Genomic DNA, 18506 nt, shown 5'->3' on the forward strand with positions numbered 1-18506 from the left:
GCAGGGCTTGCGCAGGGAGGTGACGGGCATGGATGCCCGTCAAGCGCTGCGGCCCAGGAGGGGCCGTTCAGCGCGGTCCTCCCGGAGCAAGCCCGGAGCGAGGGAACCCCGGAGCGCAGCGCAGGGGCCGGATGATAGGAGCCAGACTTTTTTGGTTACTTTTTGGGGCGTCTGCCAAAAAGTGACCCGCTGTAAGAGCGGAAAGGTGATTGAGCGTCGCCTTGGCAAATGGATATGCTCATAAATCTAAATACCAAAACCTCAAACTTCAAACTTCAAAGCGAATACTTGGCGCTGGCATTCAAATAGCGTGAATATCCATTCGCCATGGAGGCGCTCATTCACCTTTTCGCCTTTACGGCGACCTACTTTTGCTCTTGGGCAAAAGTAGGCAAAAACCGCTGGCTCCTATCATCCGGCCCCTACGCTTCGCTTCGGGGTCCCCTCGCTACGGGCTTGCTCCCGGGAGGACCGCGCTGAACGGCCCCTCCTGGGCCGCAGCGCTTGACGGGCATCCATGCCCGTCACCTCCCTCCGCAAGCCCTACGCTCGGCCTACTGACGTCGCACTTTGCAGCGTCTGGGATATCGCGCATGAAAAGCAAAAGCGGAGCATGAAATACCAAATCCGAACAACAACAACAACAACAACAACAACAACAACAACAACAACAACAACAACAACAACAACAACAACAACAACAACAACAACAACAACAACAACAGAACCAGCCGCACATTCAATATTAAAACCATAAATGCGAGGCAAATTTTCTTTTGCTTCGCTTTGCTCTTACTTCTAGCGCGCGGTAGTTCAGGCGCCACCTCATGCGACTTCAGGAGGCCGAGCGCAGGGCTTGCGTAGGGAGGTGACGGGCATGGATGCCCGTCAAGCGCTGCGGCCCAGGAGGGGCCGTTCAGCGCGGTCCTCCCGGAGCAAGCCCGGAGCGAGGGAACCCCGGAGCGCAGCGCAGGGGCCGGATGATAGGAGCCAGACTTTTTTGGTTACTTTTTGGGGCGTCTGCCAAAAAGTGACCCGCTGTAAGAGCGGAAAGGTGATTGAGCGTCGCCTTGGCAAATGGATATGCTCACGCATCCAGAAACCAAAACCTCAAACTTCAAAGCACAGATTTAAGGGCGGCATTCAGATAGCGTGAATATCCATTCGCCATGGAGGCGCTCATTCACCTTTTCGCCTTTACGGCGACCTACTTTTGCTCTTGGGCAAAAGTAGGCAAAAACCGCTGGCTCCTATCATCCGGCCCCTACGCTGCGCTTCGGGGTTCCCTCGCTACGGGCTTGCTCCCGGGAGGACCGCGCTGAACGGCCCCTCCTGGGCCGCAGCGCTTGACGGGCATCCATGCCCGTCACCTCCCTCCGCAAGCCCTACGCTCGGCCTACTGACGTCGCAATTTGCAGCGTCTGGGATATCGCGCATTAAAAGCAAAAGCGGAGCATGAAATACCAAATCCGAACAACAACAACAACAACAACAACAACAACAACTGAACCAGCCGCACATTCAATATTAAAACCATAAATGCGAGGCAAATTTTCTTTTGCTTCGCTTTGCTCTTGCTTCTAGCTCGCAGTAGTTCAGACGCCACCTGATGCGACTGCGCAGGGAGGTGACGGGCATGAATGCCCGTCAAACGCTGCGGCCCAGGAGGGGCCGTTCAGCGCGGCCCTCCCGGAGCAAGCCCTACGCTCGACCTACCGACGTCGCAAGTAGCGGCGCCTGGACAACCGCGTACTGGAAACCAGAACACAGCAAAAGCAAAAGAAAGCAAAAGCGCAGCATGCATCGCGCGATGGCTCTTTGATGGCCAATCGGTCATGATAGACGCCAAGCGTCACAAAATGGTCATAAAGTTCCGAGTAAAGGCAGCATCTTCCCTGAAAACCTAGGATTCCCTAATGCAGCCCCACCTCACAATCCTTGCGCCAGATCAACCATAATTAAATATTCATTCAATAAAACCAGTGGCTTGCCGATATCTGTGGAAAGCCTTGCGGATTACTCAGCCCATGCGTAACAACCAGCCGATTACCCAGAGAGAACGGACTTTCCCTGCCCAACAGCGGTTGATCTCCACCACCAATGCCAAAGGTGTGATCACCTACTGTAACGATGCATTCATCGAGATCAGCGGGTTCTCCCGCGAAGAACTGACCGGTGCCCCGCACAACCTGGTGCGCCACCCCGACGTTCCGTCGGCGGTGTTCTCGCATATGTGGCAGACCCTGAAGCAGGGCCTGCCCTGGATGGGCATCGTCAAGAACCGCTGCAAATCGGGCGACCACTACTGGGTCAATGCCTACGTCACCCCCATTTTCGAAAACAACCAAGTCATCGGCTTCGAGTCGGTCCGCGTCAAACCTACTGCCGAGCAGATCCGCCGCGCCGAAGCCCTCTACCAACGCATCAACCAAGGCAAGAGCGCCATCCCGCGCCGCGACACATGGCTGCCGGTGGTGCAGGACTGGCTGCCGTTCATTCTCGTCAGCCAGATCGGCTTCCTCATCGGCAACTGGCTCGGCCATTCCTGGGGCTTTGCCCTGGCCGCCGGCCTGTCGGTACCGCTGGGCCTGCTTGGCCTGACCTGGCAGCAACGCGGCCTCAAACGCCTGCTGCGCCTGGCCGAGCAGACCACCTCCGACCCGCTGATCGCGCAGATGTTCACCGACAGCCGCGGCGTACAGGCACGCCTGGAAATGGCGATGCTCAGCCAGGATGCGCGGATGAAGACCTGCCTGACACGTCTGCAGGACAGTGCCGAACACCTCAGCGAGCAAGCGCGCCAGTCCGATGCCCTGGCCCACAAGAGCTCCTCGGGGCTGGAGCGTCAGCGGGTGGAAACCGAACAGGTCGCCGCCGCCGTCAATCAGATGGCCAGCACCACTCAGGAAGTGGCCAACCACGTCCAACGCACTGCCGACGCCACCCAGGAAGCCAACCGCCTGACCAGCCAGGGTCGCCAGATCGCCGGTGAAACCCGCGAAGCCATCGAACGACTCTCCACAGCCGTGGGCGAAACCGGTCAGACCGTGACGCAACTGGCCAAGGACAGCGATGAAATCGGTGGTGTGGTAGACGTGATCAAAGGCATCGCCGACCAGACCAACCTGCTGGCACTGAACGCCGCCATCGAAGCCGCCCGCGCCGGTGAAATGGGCCGTGGTTTCGCGGTGGTCGCCGACGAGGTCCGCCAACTGGCCCAGCGTACCGCCGAGTCGACCGGACAAATCCACACCCTGATCGCCAAGCTGCAACAAACCGCCAGCAACGCTGTACTCACCATGGAAACCGGTCACCGCCAGGCCCAGGAAGGTGTCGAGCGGGTCATGCAGGCCGACCAGGCGCTGATTGGAATCAGCGAAGCGGTAGCCAATATCACCGACATGGCCACCCAGATCGCGGCGGCCACCGAAGAACAGACCGCCGTGGCCGACGAGATCAGCCGCAACATCAGCACCATCGCCGAGCTGGCCGACCAGACCGCCGAACAGGCGCAACACTCGGCACTGCTCAGCGAAGAGCTGACCTCCACTGCCGGCACGCAGTATTCGCTGGTGGAGCGCTTCAACCGATAAGCTTGCTCGCTCCTGCAGGCGTCGCGCACCGCCTGTAGGAACCGGCTTGCCAGCAATGGGACCGGCAAGACAACAGCAATCGGGTGCTCCTGCGAGGAGCCCGCATGAACACCGGGCCGCATAGCGGCCCGGCTTCACCAATCCAGCGTCAAACCACTCTCGAAGTACCGCTGCTCCCCCGTCAACGGATCCTCGAAACGCAAACTCTGCGCCAGCAACTTCAACGGTCGCTGGTAATCGTCTTCTTCCTTGAGCAAAACCGGGTAGAACGGGTCGTTGCAGATCCCTGCCCCGAGCGCCGCCATATGAACACGTAATTGATGAGTCTTGCCGGTTACCGGCGACAGCCCGTAGCGCCAAAGCTCGCCTCGCTTTTCCAGCACCTCGGCCAAGGTCTCGCTATTGCTCTGGCCCTCGACCTCGTGCATGCGGAAGAATGGCTCACCATGTACCAGGCGGCTTCGGTGCACCAAAGGGAATGCATGCTGTGGCATCGCCGCAGCAATGGCCTGGTAGCGCTTGTCGATGCGCCGCTCGGGAAACAGCCGCTGGTAGGCGCTGCGGGTCTGAGGGTTGGCGGAGAACAACACCAGGCCCGCGGTGTGCCGGTCGATCCGGTGCAGCGGCACCAGGTGGGGATTGTCCAGGCGGCGGATCAGGCGGCGCAGCAAGGTCTGTTCGACGTATTCCCCGGTCGGCGTCACCGGCAGGAAATGCGGCTTGTCAGCCACCACCAGGTGCTCATCCATGTGAACAATGGTTTCCTGCACCGGGATCGGCCGTTCATTGGGCACTTCGCGAAAATAGTGCAGGCGCATGCCCCGCCTATATGGCAGGTGAGCTGCAATAGGCTGGCCTTCGGCATCGAGCACACGACCACGGGCAAAACGGTCAAGCCACTGGTCGCGACTGATGGCGCTGAAGTGGTCGCAAAGACAATCCAGAACCGTCGCCCAGTTACCAGGTGGCAGGCAGACGGTGCTGGCCTGCTGGCGAGCGGGGTCGAACGGTGTGGTCATGGCAAAGCTCTGGGCGATCAGGACCGCGCATTATCCCCCAAGCCCGACAGCTCAACCAGCCCGCCCTACTCCATCGCTACGCTCTTTCAACCAACGCAACACCTCCACCGCCTCCCAGCGTCCAGGGTCGTAGAGCGCATAGACCAGACCCTGATAACCCACGACATCGAGCGCCCGGTGGTAGCCGGCCCGTTGGAACAAGGCCTCGATCTCGGCAAAGCAGGTGTTGAAATGCACCTTGCCAAATGGGGTGCGGTCGTCCGTCACCAGGCCTTCAAGACGCAGTTCGACCACGGCGTCGCATACCCGGTCTGGCGACATGCGGTTGACGCTGTACTTGAGTTGCTCGACGTTGAGCATGAGTTCACCCTGATACTGTATTTATATACAGCATACGGAGAGCTTCACTATTCCGTCAATTCAGGCTGCCCTCGCACAGGTCAGCCAAGAAAGGTCACCACCTGCTCGGCATCGAATGGCCAGCGCAACTCGGCGCCGTTGTCGCATCGCCGCAACACCGGAATGATCAGGCTGTATCGCTCGAAGAACGCTTCGTCTTCGGCGATATCGACCAGCTCCACCAGCAGGCCGTGCTCGACGAAAGGCATCAGCACGGCCTCGGCCACTTCGCATAGATGGCAACCGAGGGTGCCGAACAGTTGGCATTCAGGCAGCATGGGCAGGTCCGGTCAGAGAATGGGAGAGCCTCTATTCTAGGTCGGTCCCGCCCTATGCGCATCTGACTCGGCTCAATCCTGGCTGGTGGCACCGATGCGGTGCAGCGACAGGTCGGCACCCTGGAACTCCTGCTCGTGGCTCAAACGCAGTCCATGCAGCGCACGGAGGGTTCCATACACCGCGAAACCGCCCACCAACGCCACCACCACACCAGCCAGGCTGCCCAAAAGCTGGCTGATCAGGCTGACCCCGCCCATGCCGCCCAACGCGACCTGGCCGAAGATGCCACAGGCGATTCCGCCCCAAACCCCGCACAAGCCGTGCAGAGGCCAGACACCCAGCACATCGTCGATCTTCCAGCGGTTCTGTGCAGCGGTGAAGCTCCAGACGAACAGCACGCCAGCCACCAGCCCGGTGGCCAGAGCGCCAATCGGGTGCATCAGGTCCGAACCTGCGCACACGGCCACCAGGCCTGCCAATGGGCCGTTATGCAGGAAGCCAGGGTCATTGCGCCCGGCCAGCAGGGCCGCCAGCGTTCCCCCGACCATGGCCATCAACGAGTTGATCGCCACCAGGCCGCTCACCCCCTGCAGGGTCTGGGCACTCATGACGTTGAAGCCGAACCAGCCGATGATCAGAATCCACGAACCCAGCGCCAGGAATGGAATGCTCGAAGGCGCGAACGCCACCAGACGGCCCTCCCGATAGCGCCCACGCCGCGCGCCCAGCAGCACCACTGCCGCCAGGGCCAGCCAGCCGCCCATGGCGTGCACCACCACCGAGCCCGCGAAGTCATGGAAAGGCGCACCGAAGGTAGCCTGCAGCCATGCCTGCACACCCAGGTTGCCGTTCCATGCCAGGCCTTCGAAGAACGGGTAGATGAACGCAACGATCAATGCGGTTGCGCACAGCTGCGGGGCGAATCGCGCCCGCTCGGCGATACCGCCGGAGATGATGGCCGGGATGGCCGCGGCGAAGGTCAGCAGAAAGAAGCACTTGACCAGTGCATAGCCGTGGTCGGCCGCCAGCTGCGCCGCCGGGTGCAGGAAGCTTACCCCATAGGCGATCCAGTAACCGATGAAGAAGTACACCAAGGCCGATATGGCGAAGTCGCTGAGGATCTTCGACAATGCGTTGACCTGATTCTTGTGTCGCACGGTCCCCACTTCCAGAAAAGCGAAGCCAGCGTGCATGGCCAGTACTAGAATGGCCCCCATGAGGATGAAAAGCGTATTGGAGCCATGGACCAGGGAGTCCATCGCGCTGTGCATGTTTTCCATGACGTAGGCAGACCTGCTGAAAAAAGCACCAGGACAGTTCAAGAACCTGCATCCGTGCACCTAATCGGTGCTAGCCCCCTGCCCTGTTTCAGTGACCCGGCTGGAGCCTGCGTGGTTTTTTCTTGGGTTTGTCGAGGATTGGGTTAAGGTTTGTTGGTATCCGCCGGGGTGTCGCCCTGAATCGGCGCAACGGTCCATGCCATCGCCCCATGACGTGGCAAAACACTTAGCAAGGCCCATACCAGCGTTGGCAGTGAACCTTTGCCACGCCGCGTTACTCGAAATTTTCACCAACACTCAAGGGAGAGCCCCATGGCCAGCAAATCGGCAAAGAATGCACAAGAGATATTGATGGCTGACTTCCAGGCACTGGTGCGAGACACCGAGAAGCTGCTTGCCGACACCGCCAACCTGGCAGGCGACCAGGCCGACGAACTGCGCGAGCAGATCCACGAGCGCCTGACCCAGGCCCGCGAAACGCTGCAACTGACCCAGGACTCAGTGCGCGAACGCGGCCAGGCCGCCCTGGGTGCCGCCGAGCAGTATGTGCAGGAAAAGCCCTGGCACGCGATCGGTATCGCTGCGGGCGTTGGCCTGCTGATCGGCCTGTTGGCCAATCGGCGCTGAGGAGTCCCCATGGAGAACGACGCCAACGGCGCCGGCGTTTCGGGCAAACGCCTGAGTGCGGCCCTGCTCGGGCTGTTGCACAGCCATATCGAACTGTTCGGCATCGAACTGCAGGAGCAGAAAGCCCGCACCCTGAGCCTGCTGTTGTTCGCGGGTCTGGCACTGGTCTTCGCTTTGCTGTTGCTGACAGCCTTGTCCGGACTGTTGCTGGTACTGCTGTGGGACAGCTATCGACTGGCCGGCATCATTGGCCTGTGCGTGTTCTACAGCCTGGCCGCGCTGTATTGCGGCTTGCGCCTCAAGGCCGCGGTATTCGACGAATCGTCGCCCTTCAACGCCACGCTTGAAGAGTTGGCCAAGGACCGGGAGCGCCTACTGCCATGAGCCTGCCGGAATTGCCAAATACTCGAAACCCAAGGGAACTGCGCAAGGCACTGTTGCGCCTGCGCCTGGAAATGCACCGTCAGGAAATTCGCCACGAGTCGGCGCAACTGCTCGAACCACTCAGACGCGTGCGCGGCATGGGTAATTCGCTGCAGGACGGCCTGGGCATCAAGCATGCGCCATTGTGGGGGCTCGGCGCTGTGGTAGCGATGGGTTTCCTCACAGGCAAAGGCATGCGCAGCGGCAACCTGGCCCGTCTGGTGCGGCTGGGGGGTAGCTTGCTGCCACTGATTCGCCTGTTCATGCAGAATCGGCGCCCCTGAGGGGAATGATCAGCGGCTGGCGCTTGCACCGCCAGCCGCGACACGGGAAGCTATGGCCATCGACCGACAGGAGATCGAGCCTTGGACTGGCAAACCCTGCTGACCCGTGAACGCCTGGGCAAAGCCCTGTACAGCCCCGAAGAACTCGGCCGCAGCCCCTTCCACAAAGACCACGACCGGATCATCTTCTCGGGCGCCTTTCGCCGCCTGGGACGCAAGACCCAGGTACACCCAGTCTCCAGCAACGACCATATCCATACCCGCCTGACCCATTCCCTGGAGGTCAGCTGCGTCGGCCGTTCGCTGGGCATGCGGGTTGGCGAAACCCTGCGCGACAGCTTGCCGGACTGGTGCGCCCCCAGCGACCTGGGCATGATCGTACAGTCCGCCTGCCTGGCCCACGATATCGGCAACCCGCCGTTCGGCCATTCAGGCGAGGACGCTATTCGTCACTGGTTCCAGCAGGCCGCGGATCGTGGCTGGCTGGACGACATGAACGATGACGAAAGGGCCGACTTCCTCAATTTCGAGGGCAACGCCCAGGGTTTCCGTGTGCTCACGCAGTTGGAGTACCACCAGTTCGATGGCGGTACCCGACTGACCTACGCCACGCTGGGCACCTACCTCAAATACCCTTGGAGCGCCCGCCACGCGGATGCCTTGGGCTACAAGAAGCATAAATTCGGGTGCTACCAGAGCGAATTGCCGCTGTTGGAGCAGATCGCCCGCAAACTGGGCCTGCCACTGCTCGAGCACCAACGCTGGGCGCGTCACCCGCTGGTGTACCTGATGGAGGCGGCCGACGACATCTGCTACGCGCTGATCGACCTGGAAGACGGTCTGGAAATGGAGTTGCTCCAGTACGCGGAGGTCGAAGCGCTGCTGCTCGACCTGGTTGGCGACGACCTGCCCGAAACCTACCGCCAACTCGGCCCCTCGGACTCCCGGCGACGAAAGCTGGCCATCCTGCGCGGCAAGGCCATCGAGCACCTGACCAACGCAGCCGCCCGCGCCTTCGTCGAGCAGCAACAGGCGCTGTTGGCCGGCCGTCTGCCAGGGGATCTGGTGGAGCACATGCATGGCCCGGCCAAGCGCTGCGTTCTGCAGGCCAAGGACATGGCGCGTAACAAGATCTTCCAGGACAAACGCAAGACCCTGCACGAGATCGGCGCCTACACCACGCTGGAAATCCTGCTCAACACCTTCTGCGGAGCTGCTCTGGAACAACATGGCGGCCGCTCACCGTCGTTCAAGAGCCGCCGGGTGCTCGACCTGATCGGCAACAATGCGCCCGACCCACACGGTTCACTGCACAATGCCTTCCTGCGCATGATCGATTTCATCGCCGGCATGACCGACAGCTATGCCAGCGAAATGGCACGGGAAATGACAGGTCGTTCCAGCCCGGTATGAGTACCTGTCACGTGGCGCGGCGGCTGCCCGCGCCACCCTTTTTGAAAGAAAACTCCTACATACCGCCGAGCAAGGCTAAACACGGCTTGTTTTTAGCAAATATAAAGTTACTAAATCAGTCAAATGAATAACAACACGTGGCATTTTCGTAGTCTTATTTGTTTTTTCTTGTAAGCGATTTCCCATATATCGCTAACAGTCGTTCCTCGCATGCCCGCTGACTTCCAACTGAGTTAAGGTGCACCTGCCTTCGCCACTAATCCGCAGGAAGTTGAACATGCAATCCGTATTCATTGTCGATGACCACCCCGTTATCCGCCTGGCTGTACGCATGCTGCTGGAGAACCAGAACTACAAGATCGTCGGCGAATCGGACAACGGTGTCGATGCCATGCAGAGGATCCGCGACGCCCTCCCCGACCTGGTGATTCTCGACATCAGCATCCCCATGCTCGATGGCCTGGAAATGCTGTCACGCCTCCAGAACATGGCCTTGCCATTGAAAGTGCTGGTACTCACCGCCCAGTCCCCGGCCTTGTTCGCGGTGCGCTGCATGCATTCGGGGGCGGCCGGTTATGTGTGCAAGCAGGAAGACCTCAGCGAACTGCTGAGCGCCATCAAGGCTGTACTTGCTGGATACAATTATTTCCCCAGCCAGGCAATGAATTATTCCCAGGAAGCGTCGGACGTCGATTTAAAACTTTTCCGACAGGTTAATGACCGCGAACTTATGGTGCTGCAACTATTTGCCCAAGGCAGAAGCAACAAGGAGATTGCCCAGGGCATGTTCCTGAGCAACAAAACCGTCAGCACCTACAAGAAACGACTGATGCAAAAGCTCAAGGTCAATACACTGGTCGACCTGATAGACATGGCCAAACGCAACGCATTGGTCTGAGGCCTGGCATGGCACGCTACGTTGTCTGCATGTTCCTTGGCTTGATCATGATGAGTGCGGCCCAGGCGACACACCATGAAGCCACCGCCTATGCGTTGCTGCCCCGCTCCGGTACGACCGCGACCTATCCGCAACTGACGCCCGAGCAGCAGCAATGGCTGGAGAATCGTCGCGAACTGGTGCTGGGCACCTCGGCACCGGACTACCCTCCGTTCGACATCACCAGCGGTGGCCGCGACTACCAGGGCCTCACCGCTGAATACGCCAACCTGATCGGCAAAGCCCTGAAGCTGCCAATACGGGTTTTGCGCTACCCTCACCGACAAGCAGCGGTCGAGGCCCTGAAACGGGGTGAAATCGACCTGCTCGGCAGCGCCAACAGCTACGAAGCACAAACCGACGGCTTGGTGCTGTCCCGCCCCTATGCCATCGACCAACCGGTGCTGGTCACACGCGAATATGAAAAACGTGCGGTGGACCGTGACCTCGATGGGCTGCGCCTGGGCATGCTGTATCATTACCAGCCCGAGCGAAAAGTCCATGACACCTACCCCAAGGCCGAGCTGCTGGCCTTCGGCTCATCATCCCAGGCCCTTGCCGCCGTAGCCTTTGGCCAAGCCGACGTGTTCATCGGAGACACGATCTCCACCCACTACCAGCTCAATCGCGGCCACCTGCCACGCCTACGCATGGCCAGCTTCAGCCAGCACGAGGCGGTTGGCTTCGGCTTCGCCATGCGCCAGGACGATACCACCCTCAGGGAACTGGTGAACGCCACCCTCGATATCCAGCCCAGCGTCGTGCGCACCAGTATCTTCAAACGCTGGAGCGCGGGCAGCGATACGCTGCTGACCGATCGCCAACTGCAACTGACGGCCGCCGAGGAAAAATGGCGGCAGACCCATCCGACAGTGCGGGTAGCCATCGACGAGACGGCAGCGCCGGTCTCGTTCTTCGATGGTGTCGGCCATTTTCGCGGGATCAGCGCCGACCTGCTGGAGCTGGTTCGCCTGCGTACTGGCCTGCGCTTCGAGGTGCAGCGCGCCAGCGGTATCGCCGACATGATCACCCGGCTCAAGGATGGCCGGGTCGACATGATCGCCGCGTTCGCCACCGACGGCGCCGATGGCGCCGCCTTGCGCCTCAGTCGCCCGTACCTTGAAAGTGCCTACGTACTGGTTACCCGTGCCAACGAGCAACCACTGGATACCCTGGAGCAACTCCAAGGCCATCGCATCGCAATTACCCGCTACAGCGCCATGGACGAGATGCTTTCCAGGCGCTATCCCCTGATTGGCTGGATCGAAACCGAAAGCGCCTTCTATTCCATGGCCTTGTTGCGCAGCGGGGCCGTCGACGCCGTCATCACCACCTTGCTCGACGCCAACCACGCAGTGTCCGGCAACCCCGACCTGATCATCCGCAGCTCGATCGACAGCGAGCCTGCCAGCTTCGCCATGGCCATGCCGAGTGCGTCGAGCGAGCTCGCTTCGATTCTCGACAAAGCCCTGATGAGCATCTCGCCGGAGGAACTGGGGGTCATCAACAACCGCTGGCGCGGCTACAGCGTCCATGAGGACAACACCTGGCAGGGTTTTCTGCGCCTGGCGGTGCAGGTCCTGCTGGGAACCGGCCTGCTACTGCTGCTGGCGCTGCTTTGGAATGCGCGCCTGCGGCGCCAGATCAAACAGCGCCAACTCGCCGAGCGCGCCCTGAACGATCAACTGGCGTTCATGCGTGCCCTGATCAACGGCACTCCACATCCGATGTACGTGCGAGATCGCGAGGGGTGCCTGCAAAGCTGCAACGACAGCTACCTGGAGGCCGTCCAGGCCAGCGCCGAAGACGTCATTGGCAAGCGCCTGGAAGACAGCCTGAACGGCGATCCTGAACATACACGGCAGATCCAGGCCGACTACCACCGTGTGATGAGCATCGGTACCCCATTGATCCTCGATCGGCCGCTGCGGGTCAAGGGCCAGGAGATGACCATCTACCACTGGATTCTGCCGTACCGGGATTCCATGGGCGAAGTCAAGGGGATCATCGGCGGCTGGATCGACATCAGCGAGCGGCGCAAGCTGGTCCAGCAGTTACGCCAGGCCAAGCAGCAGGCCGATGATGCCAACCGTGCCAAAAGCACCTTCCTGGCAACCATCAGCCATGAGATCCGTACGCCAATGAACGCGGTCATCGGCATGCTGGAGCTGGCGGTCAAACGGGCGAACCGAGGGCAGGTGGACCGCTCGGCACTGGAAGTCGCCTACCTTTCGGCCAAGGACCTGCTGGGCTTGATCGGCGATATCCTGGACATCGTTCGGATCGAGTCGGGCCACCTTTCACTGGCGCCGGAGCCTGTAAACCTCGCTGCACTGATCGAATCGGTAGGACGCGTGTTCGACGGCCAGGCCCGCCAGAAAAACCTGTCACTGGAGGTTCTGATCGCCCCTGGCGCCCGCTGCCATGCGTTACTCGACCCGCTGCGTTTCAAACAGGTGCTGTCGAACCTGACCAGCAATGCCATCAAGTTCACCGAGCATGGCCAGGTGCGCATCAGTGTGGACGTGCAGGATGATGACGGCACCGGCCTGGGCCTACTGGATCTCGAGGTGCGTGACAGCGGCATCGGTATACAGGCCGATGATCTGCACCGATTGTTCAGCCCGTTCGTCCAGGCCAACCCTCACAGTCAAGGCGCCCGGGCCGGTACCGGACTCGGACTGGCCATCTGCCGGAACCTGTGCGAGATGATGGGCGGCAAGCTGACCATCAAGAGCCTTGAGGGCGTTGGCACCCAGGTGCGCCTGGTCATGCCGCTGCAGCGGGTGGGCCCACCGTCGCGCGCCGTGCCGGCGAACGACGCCGTGCAAACCCCCGACCCAAGGCTGAATATCCTGGTCATCGACGACCACCCGGCCAACCTGCTGTTGATGGAACAGCAGCTGAGTTACCTGGGCCTTAGCCAGTCGAGCGCCAACAATGGTCCCGAGGGCCTGGAAAAATGGCGTGAGGGCAATTTCGATGCGCTGGTCCTCGACTGCAACATGCCTCACATGAATGGCTACCAACTGGCGACAGCGGTACGTGCCGAAGAACAACGCAGTGGACGAGCGCGTTGCGTAATTCTGGGCTACACCGCCAACGCGCAGCCTGAGGTGACACAGAAATGCCTGAACGCCGGCATGGACGACTGCCTGCTCAAGCCCATCAGCCTGGGCACCCTAAGCAAATACCTGGCCGATATCAAACCGCGTCAACCAGCCAGCGCCGCCAAGCGTCACCCCTTCTGTCTCGAAGGCCTGGGCACGATCGTAGGCAATGACCCAAGCGCCCGCACTCGGTTCCTGACCACGTTGCTCGAGAGCTTGCGGCAAGACCTGACGGTGTTGATGCAAATGGACCCCGTTGAAGACGCCTTGGAGATTTCCGACCAGGCGCACAAGATCCTCAGCGCAGCGCGCATGCTCGAAGCACAGCGCTTGATGGCGGCCTGCGAGGCCCTTGAAGAGACCGCCCTGCCGACTTCGATGGTGAAGACCCGGCGACAGGCGTTGGCTCGGCACATGCGCCGAGTTGAAAAAGCCCTGGCCAGGCACCTGAGTGGGCCTGCCAGGGCTCAGTGAAGCGGTCCGTCAGCGGGACGGCCGCTCAGCTGTGGATCAGGAAGCCGGGTTGATCGGCTTGTCCGGATACCAGGCGTCCAGCAGCGGGCTGACTTCGATCTTGGTCAGTTCGCTGCGGCCCTTGAGCCAGCTCTCGACGGTGGCGCGCTGTTCTTCGCTGACCGAGCCACGCTTGGCCAGGCAGACCAGGCCGAAGTCATCGCCGCCAACATAGTCCAGGCCGTTGGCGTCCATGGCTTCTGCCAGGAAGGCATCGAGGAAGGCATCGATGGCTTCGTCGGACAGGTCTTCCTTGAAATCCAGGTTCAGTTCGAAACCCAGCTCCTGGAATTCATCCACGCACAGCTTCTTGCGCAGACGACGGGAACGGTTGGTGGCCATGAAACAATCCTCTTGAGTAATAACGCGCGGCACTTTACCAGTTTCCACGCGCCAGCGGCGCTTTTCCGTTGAACCGTAGCCCATGTAGATCGCGCTTGGGGCATAATGCGCACTCGTATGTCGTCCTGGGGCCATCATCTTTTACAGCCCCGCTATCATTCCCCTCGTGCGCAGGGTACTTATCGAACATGATCAAAACGCTCCGTCCCCTTGTTCTCGCCGGCCTGCTTCTGCCTCTGGCACTGCCCAGCCAGGCCGCAGCCGTCAACACCACCCTACCTCCCAAGGTCCAGCAGGCCCTCAAAGCCAACAAACTGCAGGACTCGGCACTGTCGCTGGTCATGCTGCCACTGGATGGGCCCGGTACCCCAACCGTGTTCAATGCCGATGTTTCGGTGAACCCGGCTTCGACCATGAAACTGGTCACCACCTATGCCGCCCTGGAGCTGCTTGGGCCGACCTATCAGTGGAAGACCGAATTCTTCACCGATGGCACGCTGAGCAATGGCGTGCTCAACGGCAATCTGTACCTCAAGGGCGGCGGCGACCCCAAGCTGAACATGGAAAAACTGTGGTTGCTGATGCGTGACTTGCGCGCCAACGGCGTGCGCACGGTTACCGGCGACCTGGTGCTGGACCGCAGCCACTTCGTCCAGCCGAACCTGCCACAGTTCGATGATGACGGCGGTGACGTCAACAAACCCTTCCTGGTCAAACCCGATTCGCTGCTGGTCAACCTCAAGGCCCTGCGGTTCGTCGCCCGCAACGATGGCGGCAAGGTGACCGTCGCGGTCGAGCCGCCGATTGCCAACATCCGTATCGACAACCAGGTCAAGGCGGTGGCCTCCAAACAGTGCAGCGGCGATGTGCGCTACAACCCGGTAGCCCAGCCCGACGGCCTGAGCGTGGTGGTCAGCGGCCAACTCGGCGACGGCTGCAACTCGCAAACCTACCTGTCCCTGCTCGATCACCCGACCTACGCGGCCGGCGCCGTGCGGGCGATCTGGAACGAGCTGGGCGGCAGCATCCAGGGCCGCGACCGCGTCGAAAACGTACCCAAGAGCGCGCGTCTGCTGGCCCGGGCGTTCTCCCCCGACCTGGTGGAAGTGATCCGCGACATCAACAAGTACAGCAATAACACCATGGCCCAGCAGTTGTTCCTGAGCATCGGCGCACAGTTCCGTACCGATGCCGACGGTGACGATGCCCGCGCAGCCCAACGCGTGGTCCGCCAGTGGCTGGCGAAAAAAGGCATCACCGCGCCGCATCTGGTCATGGAGAACGGCTCTGGTCTGTCCCGTGCCGAACGCGTGAGCACCCGCGAGATGGCGGCCTTGCTTCAGGCCGCCTGGAAAAGCCCCTACTCCGCCGAATTCATCAGTTCGATGCCGCTGGTGGGTATGGACGGCACGATGCGCAAGCGCCTGAAACGCACGGCGATGACCGGCGAGGCCCACATCAAGACCGGTACGCTGAACACCGTACGTGCCATTGCCGGCTTCAGCCGCGACAGCAACGGCCATACCTGGGCGGTGGCGGCGATCCTCAACGATCCAAAGCCATGGGGTGCTTCGCAGGTGCTGGACCAGGTTCTGCTGGACCTGTATCGCCAGCCCAAGCTCGCCAACAGCACGGCATCCACCGCTCAGTGACCATCGGCGCTCCTGCATGGACCGTGCAGGAGCACCTAGACGCTCGCGCTTTGCCTGTGAGAGCGGGTTTACCCACGAATCAGGCAACCCGGTGGATGACACGGGCTTAGCCCGTGTTCGCGGGTAAACCCGCTCCTACAAGAAGGCGCCGCAGCAAGCAGCGGCGCTCATGGCAGCTCCGTCTCGACCCGGTCCCTCCCGGCCTGTTTGGCCGCATACACCCCGGCATCCGCCCGCAACAACAACGCATCGGCCGCCTCGCCTGAACGCCATCCGGCAATCCCGAAACTCGCAGTCACCCTGCCGACACCGTCCACCGGCACATTGCGTACCCCCTGCCACAGTTCAAGCGCCAAACGGTAGGCCTGGTCGGCGTTGCTTCCCGGGCACAGCACCATGAACTCCTCGCCACCCAGACGACAAAACACATCGGTACGCCGCAAGCGGTTGCCGATGCGCTGGCACAGGCTGCGCAGCACATGGTCGCCCACCGCATGGCCGAACTGGTCATTGATTCGTTTGAAATGGTCAATGTCGAGCATGATCACGGCCAGGTCCAAGTTATCGCGCTGGGCACGCTCCAGCTCCACCTTGAGCCGTTCCTGGAAGTAGCGCCGGTTATGGATTCCGGTGAGGGCATCGGTCACCGACAAGGTTCTGAGCTCCTCCTCCACACGCTTGAGGTCGGAAATGTCCGTGAGATAGCCGTGCCACAGCGTACACCCCTGCTCGCCTATTTCAGGCGTCGCCTCGCCCCGCACCCAGCGCAGCCCCGCGCGCGGCAAACAGACACGATACTCTTCACGCCACGGGGTGAGATGCTCGGCCGAATAAAGCACTGAGCGGCGCACTCGCTCCAGGTCATCGGGATGGATACGCTCGAACACCTTGGAGGCATCTTCGCGCAGCAATTGAAGGTCCACTTCGTAAATGTCGTACAGCCCCTGACTGGAATACGGGAAGCACGAACGGCCATCGGCATCGAGGCGGTACTGATAAATCCCACCTGGCACTTCGGCACTGAGCTTCTCCAGCAACCTGTCACGCAGTGCCAGCGCCTCGTGCACGCGCCGCCTTTCGGTAACATCGATGCAGATGGCCAGGTAACCGACCCACAGCCCCTGCTCGTCAAGCACCGCAGTGACCAGCATGTTGGCCACCAACTGGCTGCCATCCTTGCGCCGCAAAGTCCACTCTCCAGGTTCTCCACCCGCCTCCTGCACCGTTTCGGCGAACATGGCCTGCCCCCCCGCGATATCCCGCCCGTAACGCACGCTCAGCGCGTGGGCACGCAGGTGCAGCTCCTGGGGCAGAACCAGATCCTCGAGCCGCAGATGGCCGACCGCCTCGCTGGCCGAGTACCCCAGCATGCTTTCGGCGCCAGCATTGAACGTGCTGATCACGCCCTTGAGACTGGTGGCGATGATCGCCACCTGGGTCGCCGCATCCAATATGCTGCGTAACTGGTTGTGGGTACCGCGCAGCGTCTGCTCGCTCACCCGCAGTTCGGCGGTGCGCTGCTCGACCAGCGCCAATGCTCGTTGCCGCTGACTGAACAAGCTGTACAGCAAGGCACTGAGCAACACACTCAGCAATCCACCCAGCAGGCCGATCCCGAGCGCCGCCGAGGAGCGGTTGGCCTTGAGGAAGGCCATGCTGGGGCGGATATCGATCTGGTAGTCGTGATCGGCCAGGTGCAGCAACTGGCTGCTACCCAGCGGCAGGGGCGCAACCGGGTTCTGCGAGTCGAACAGCACTTCCTGGCCACCGGTGCCAGTGGGGTCGACGATCCGGACCACCAGATTGTCGTTGGCTACCGCCGGAAGACCTTCGGTGATCAACTGGCGCATGCTCAACAACGCCATCACGTAACCGGACGGAGGTCCGTCGGCTGCGTTATCGGAGAACACCGGTGCCACCATCAGCAACCCCCGGGTATAGTCCGGCGCGACATTGATCATGTTCAGCGGTGACGATACCGCCATGCTGCCCGGCACCACGGCACGCGCCAGCGTCGCCTCGCGCTCAGGCTGGCTGCGCAGGTCCAGCCCATAGGGTTGACCGTCCATGTTGGCTGCCTGGGTATAGAGCACCGGAAAGTAGTAATCGCGTGGCGGCGCGGGATGCCAATTGCCTTGGGCATCCCGTTCACGGATCTGGTAGGGCTGCCCGAGCCAGGCGCTGGCACGGCGCTCGAACTCGGCACGCTGCGCCGCCTCCACGCGCGGAGCCCAGGAGTAGACTTGCGTGCGCAGCAGCAATGGCCGGGCATAGCCATCGAATTCGCGGGGGGTTATTTCGCTGGAGAAGCTGAAAAAACGCCGCAGGCCGTCCAGGCGCTGCTGCTGGTCTTCGAAACGCTCGGCAATTCGACTGTAACGCTCACTGGCCAGCAGGTCGAAACGCTGGCGCAGTTGTTGTTTATAGAATGTCTGCGCGGCCAACGCCAAGGCGGCCGACAACAGGCCGCCTGCCACCAATGCCACCAACGCCACGGCCCAGGCAGGCACAACCTCCCTGCACAGGGCGAGGATCCTCGCATGCACGCCACCCTTGGACATAAAGCAATCTCGTCACGTCAGCGTCCTGCGAATTTTCCAGCCCTGCGCTCATTTATAGCTATTGGCCATCAGCC

15 protein-coding genes are annotated in these 18506 nt (G+C 61.2%); 8 read left to right on the forward strand and 7 right to left on the reverse strand.

Translation table 11 applies throughout. From position 1 onward, the window contains the following. Positions 1 to 543: 543 nt before the first annotated feature. Positions 544 to 768: a hypothetical protein gene (locus C4Q26_RS28070; RefSeq protein WP_256583373.1), complete on the reverse strand. Its 225-nt coding sequence runs from the start codon at positions 766 to 768 to the stop codon at positions 544 to 546. 1259 nt (positions 769 to 2027) lie between these two features. On the opposite strand from C4Q26_RS28070, the gene C4Q26_RS03745 reads away from it, so the two are divergent. Continuing rightward, entirely contained in the window at positions 2028 to 3593 is a 1566-nt protein-coding gene (locus C4Q26_RS03745) for a PAS domain-containing methyl-accepting chemotaxis protein (RefSeq protein ID WP_023379548.1), read from the forward strand. 134 nt (positions 3594 to 3727) lie between these two features. Here C4Q26_RS03745 and C4Q26_RS03750 read toward each other — a convergent pair whose 3' ends face one another. From C4Q26_RS03750 to C4Q26_RS03765, 4 genes are all read right to left on the reverse strand, one after another. Further along, positions 3728 to 4612 (reverse strand): pseudouridine synthase, encoded by an 885-nt coding sequence (locus C4Q26_RS03750; RefSeq protein ID WP_023379547.1) that lies wholly within the window; start codon positions 4610 to 4612, stop codon positions 3728 to 3730. Between the two features lie 51 nt (positions 4613 to 4663). Continuing rightward, positions 4664 to 4972, reverse strand: coding sequence for a hypothetical protein (locus C4Q26_RS03755; protein ID WP_023379546.1), 309 nt, complete (start codon positions 4970 to 4972; stop codon positions 4664 to 4666). 80 nt (positions 4973 to 5052) lie between these two features. Then, the gene (locus C4Q26_RS03760) at positions 5053 to 5289 is read right to left on the reverse strand and encodes a glutaredoxin family protein (RefSeq protein WP_023379545.1); all 237 of its coding nucleotides are present in this window, start codon (positions 5287 to 5289) and stop codon (positions 5053 to 5055) included. Between the two features lie 72 nt (positions 5290 to 5361). Beyond that, complete coding sequence (locus tag C4Q26_RS03765; protein ID WP_023379544.1) at positions 5362 to 6570, reverse strand: ammonium transporter; 1209 nt, start codon at positions 6568 to 6570, stop codon at positions 5362 to 5364. A 312-nt stretch (positions 6571 to 6882) separates the two neighbouring features. On the opposite strand from C4Q26_RS03765, the gene C4Q26_RS03770 reads away from it, so the two are divergent. The 6 genes from C4Q26_RS03770 to C4Q26_RS03795 all read left to right on the forward strand — a co-directional run bounded on the left by C4Q26_RS03770 (position 6883) and on the right by C4Q26_RS03795 (position 13838). Next, positions 6883 to 7197: a YqjD family protein gene (locus C4Q26_RS03770; protein ID WP_023379542.1), complete on the forward strand. Its 315-nt coding sequence runs from the start codon at positions 6883 to 6885 to the stop codon at positions 7195 to 7197. A 9-nt stretch (positions 7198 to 7206) separates the two neighbouring features. Further along, the gene (locus C4Q26_RS03775) at positions 7207 to 7581 is read left to right on the forward strand and encodes a phage holin family protein (RefSeq protein ID WP_023379540.1); all 375 of its coding nucleotides are present in this window, start codon (positions 7207 to 7209) and stop codon (positions 7579 to 7581) included. Beyond that, positions 7578 to 7904 (forward strand): hypothetical protein, encoded by a 327-nt coding sequence (locus C4Q26_RS03780; RefSeq protein ID WP_023379538.1) that lies wholly within the window; start codon positions 7578 to 7580, stop codon positions 7902 to 7904. The genes C4Q26_RS03775 and C4Q26_RS03780 overlap by 4 nt, the downstream gene beginning before the upstream one ends. Positions 7905 to 7985: 81 nt before the next feature. After that, entirely contained in the window at positions 7986 to 9317 is a 1332-nt protein-coding gene (locus tag C4Q26_RS03785; protein WP_023379537.1) for a deoxyguanosinetriphosphate triphosphohydrolase, read from the forward strand. A gap of 277 nt (positions 9318 to 9594) precedes the next feature. Continuing rightward, positions 9595 to 10215: a response regulator transcription factor gene (locus tag C4Q26_RS03790; RefSeq protein WP_104882791.1), complete on the forward strand. Its 621-nt coding sequence runs from the start codon at positions 9595 to 9597 to the stop codon at positions 10213 to 10215. Positions 10216 to 10223: 8 nt separating this feature from the next. Next, positions 10224 to 13838: an ATP-binding protein gene (locus C4Q26_RS03795; protein WP_104882005.1), complete on the forward strand. Its 3615-nt coding sequence runs from the start codon at positions 10224 to 10226 to the stop codon at positions 13836 to 13838. 36 nt (positions 13839 to 13874) lie between these two features. On the opposite strand, the gene C4Q26_RS03800 is transcribed toward C4Q26_RS03795, so the two are convergent. Then, positions 13875 to 14219 (reverse strand): YggL family protein, encoded by a 345-nt coding sequence (locus C4Q26_RS03800; RefSeq protein WP_023379534.1) that lies wholly within the window; start codon positions 14217 to 14219, stop codon positions 13875 to 13877. A gap of 188 nt (positions 14220 to 14407) precedes the next feature. Here C4Q26_RS03800 and dacB point away from each other — a divergent pair, with 188 nt between their 5' ends. Continuing rightward, positions 14408 to 15871: a D-alanyl-D-alanine carboxypeptidase/D-alanyl-D-alanine-endopeptidase gene (gene dacB / locus C4Q26_RS03805; RefSeq protein ID WP_023379533.1), complete on the forward strand. Its 1464-nt coding sequence runs from the start codon at positions 14408 to 14410 to the stop codon at positions 15869 to 15871. Positions 15872 to 16038: 167 nt separating this feature from the next. Here the strand turns inward: dacB and C4Q26_RS03810 are convergent, their stop codons facing one another. After that, a complete protein-coding gene (locus C4Q26_RS03810) occupies positions 16039 to 18432 on the reverse strand; it encodes a diguanylate cyclase (protein ID WP_027907808.1) in 2394 nt (797 codons plus the stop codon). Positions 18433 to 18506 lie beyond the last annotated feature (74 nt).

The sequence above is a fragment of the Pseudomonas sp. SWI44 genome (assembly GCF_002947915.1).
In the GTDB taxonomy this organism is placed as follows: domain Bacteria; phylum Pseudomonadota; class Gammaproteobacteria; order Pseudomonadales; family Pseudomonadaceae; genus Aquipseudomonas; species Aquipseudomonas taiwanensis.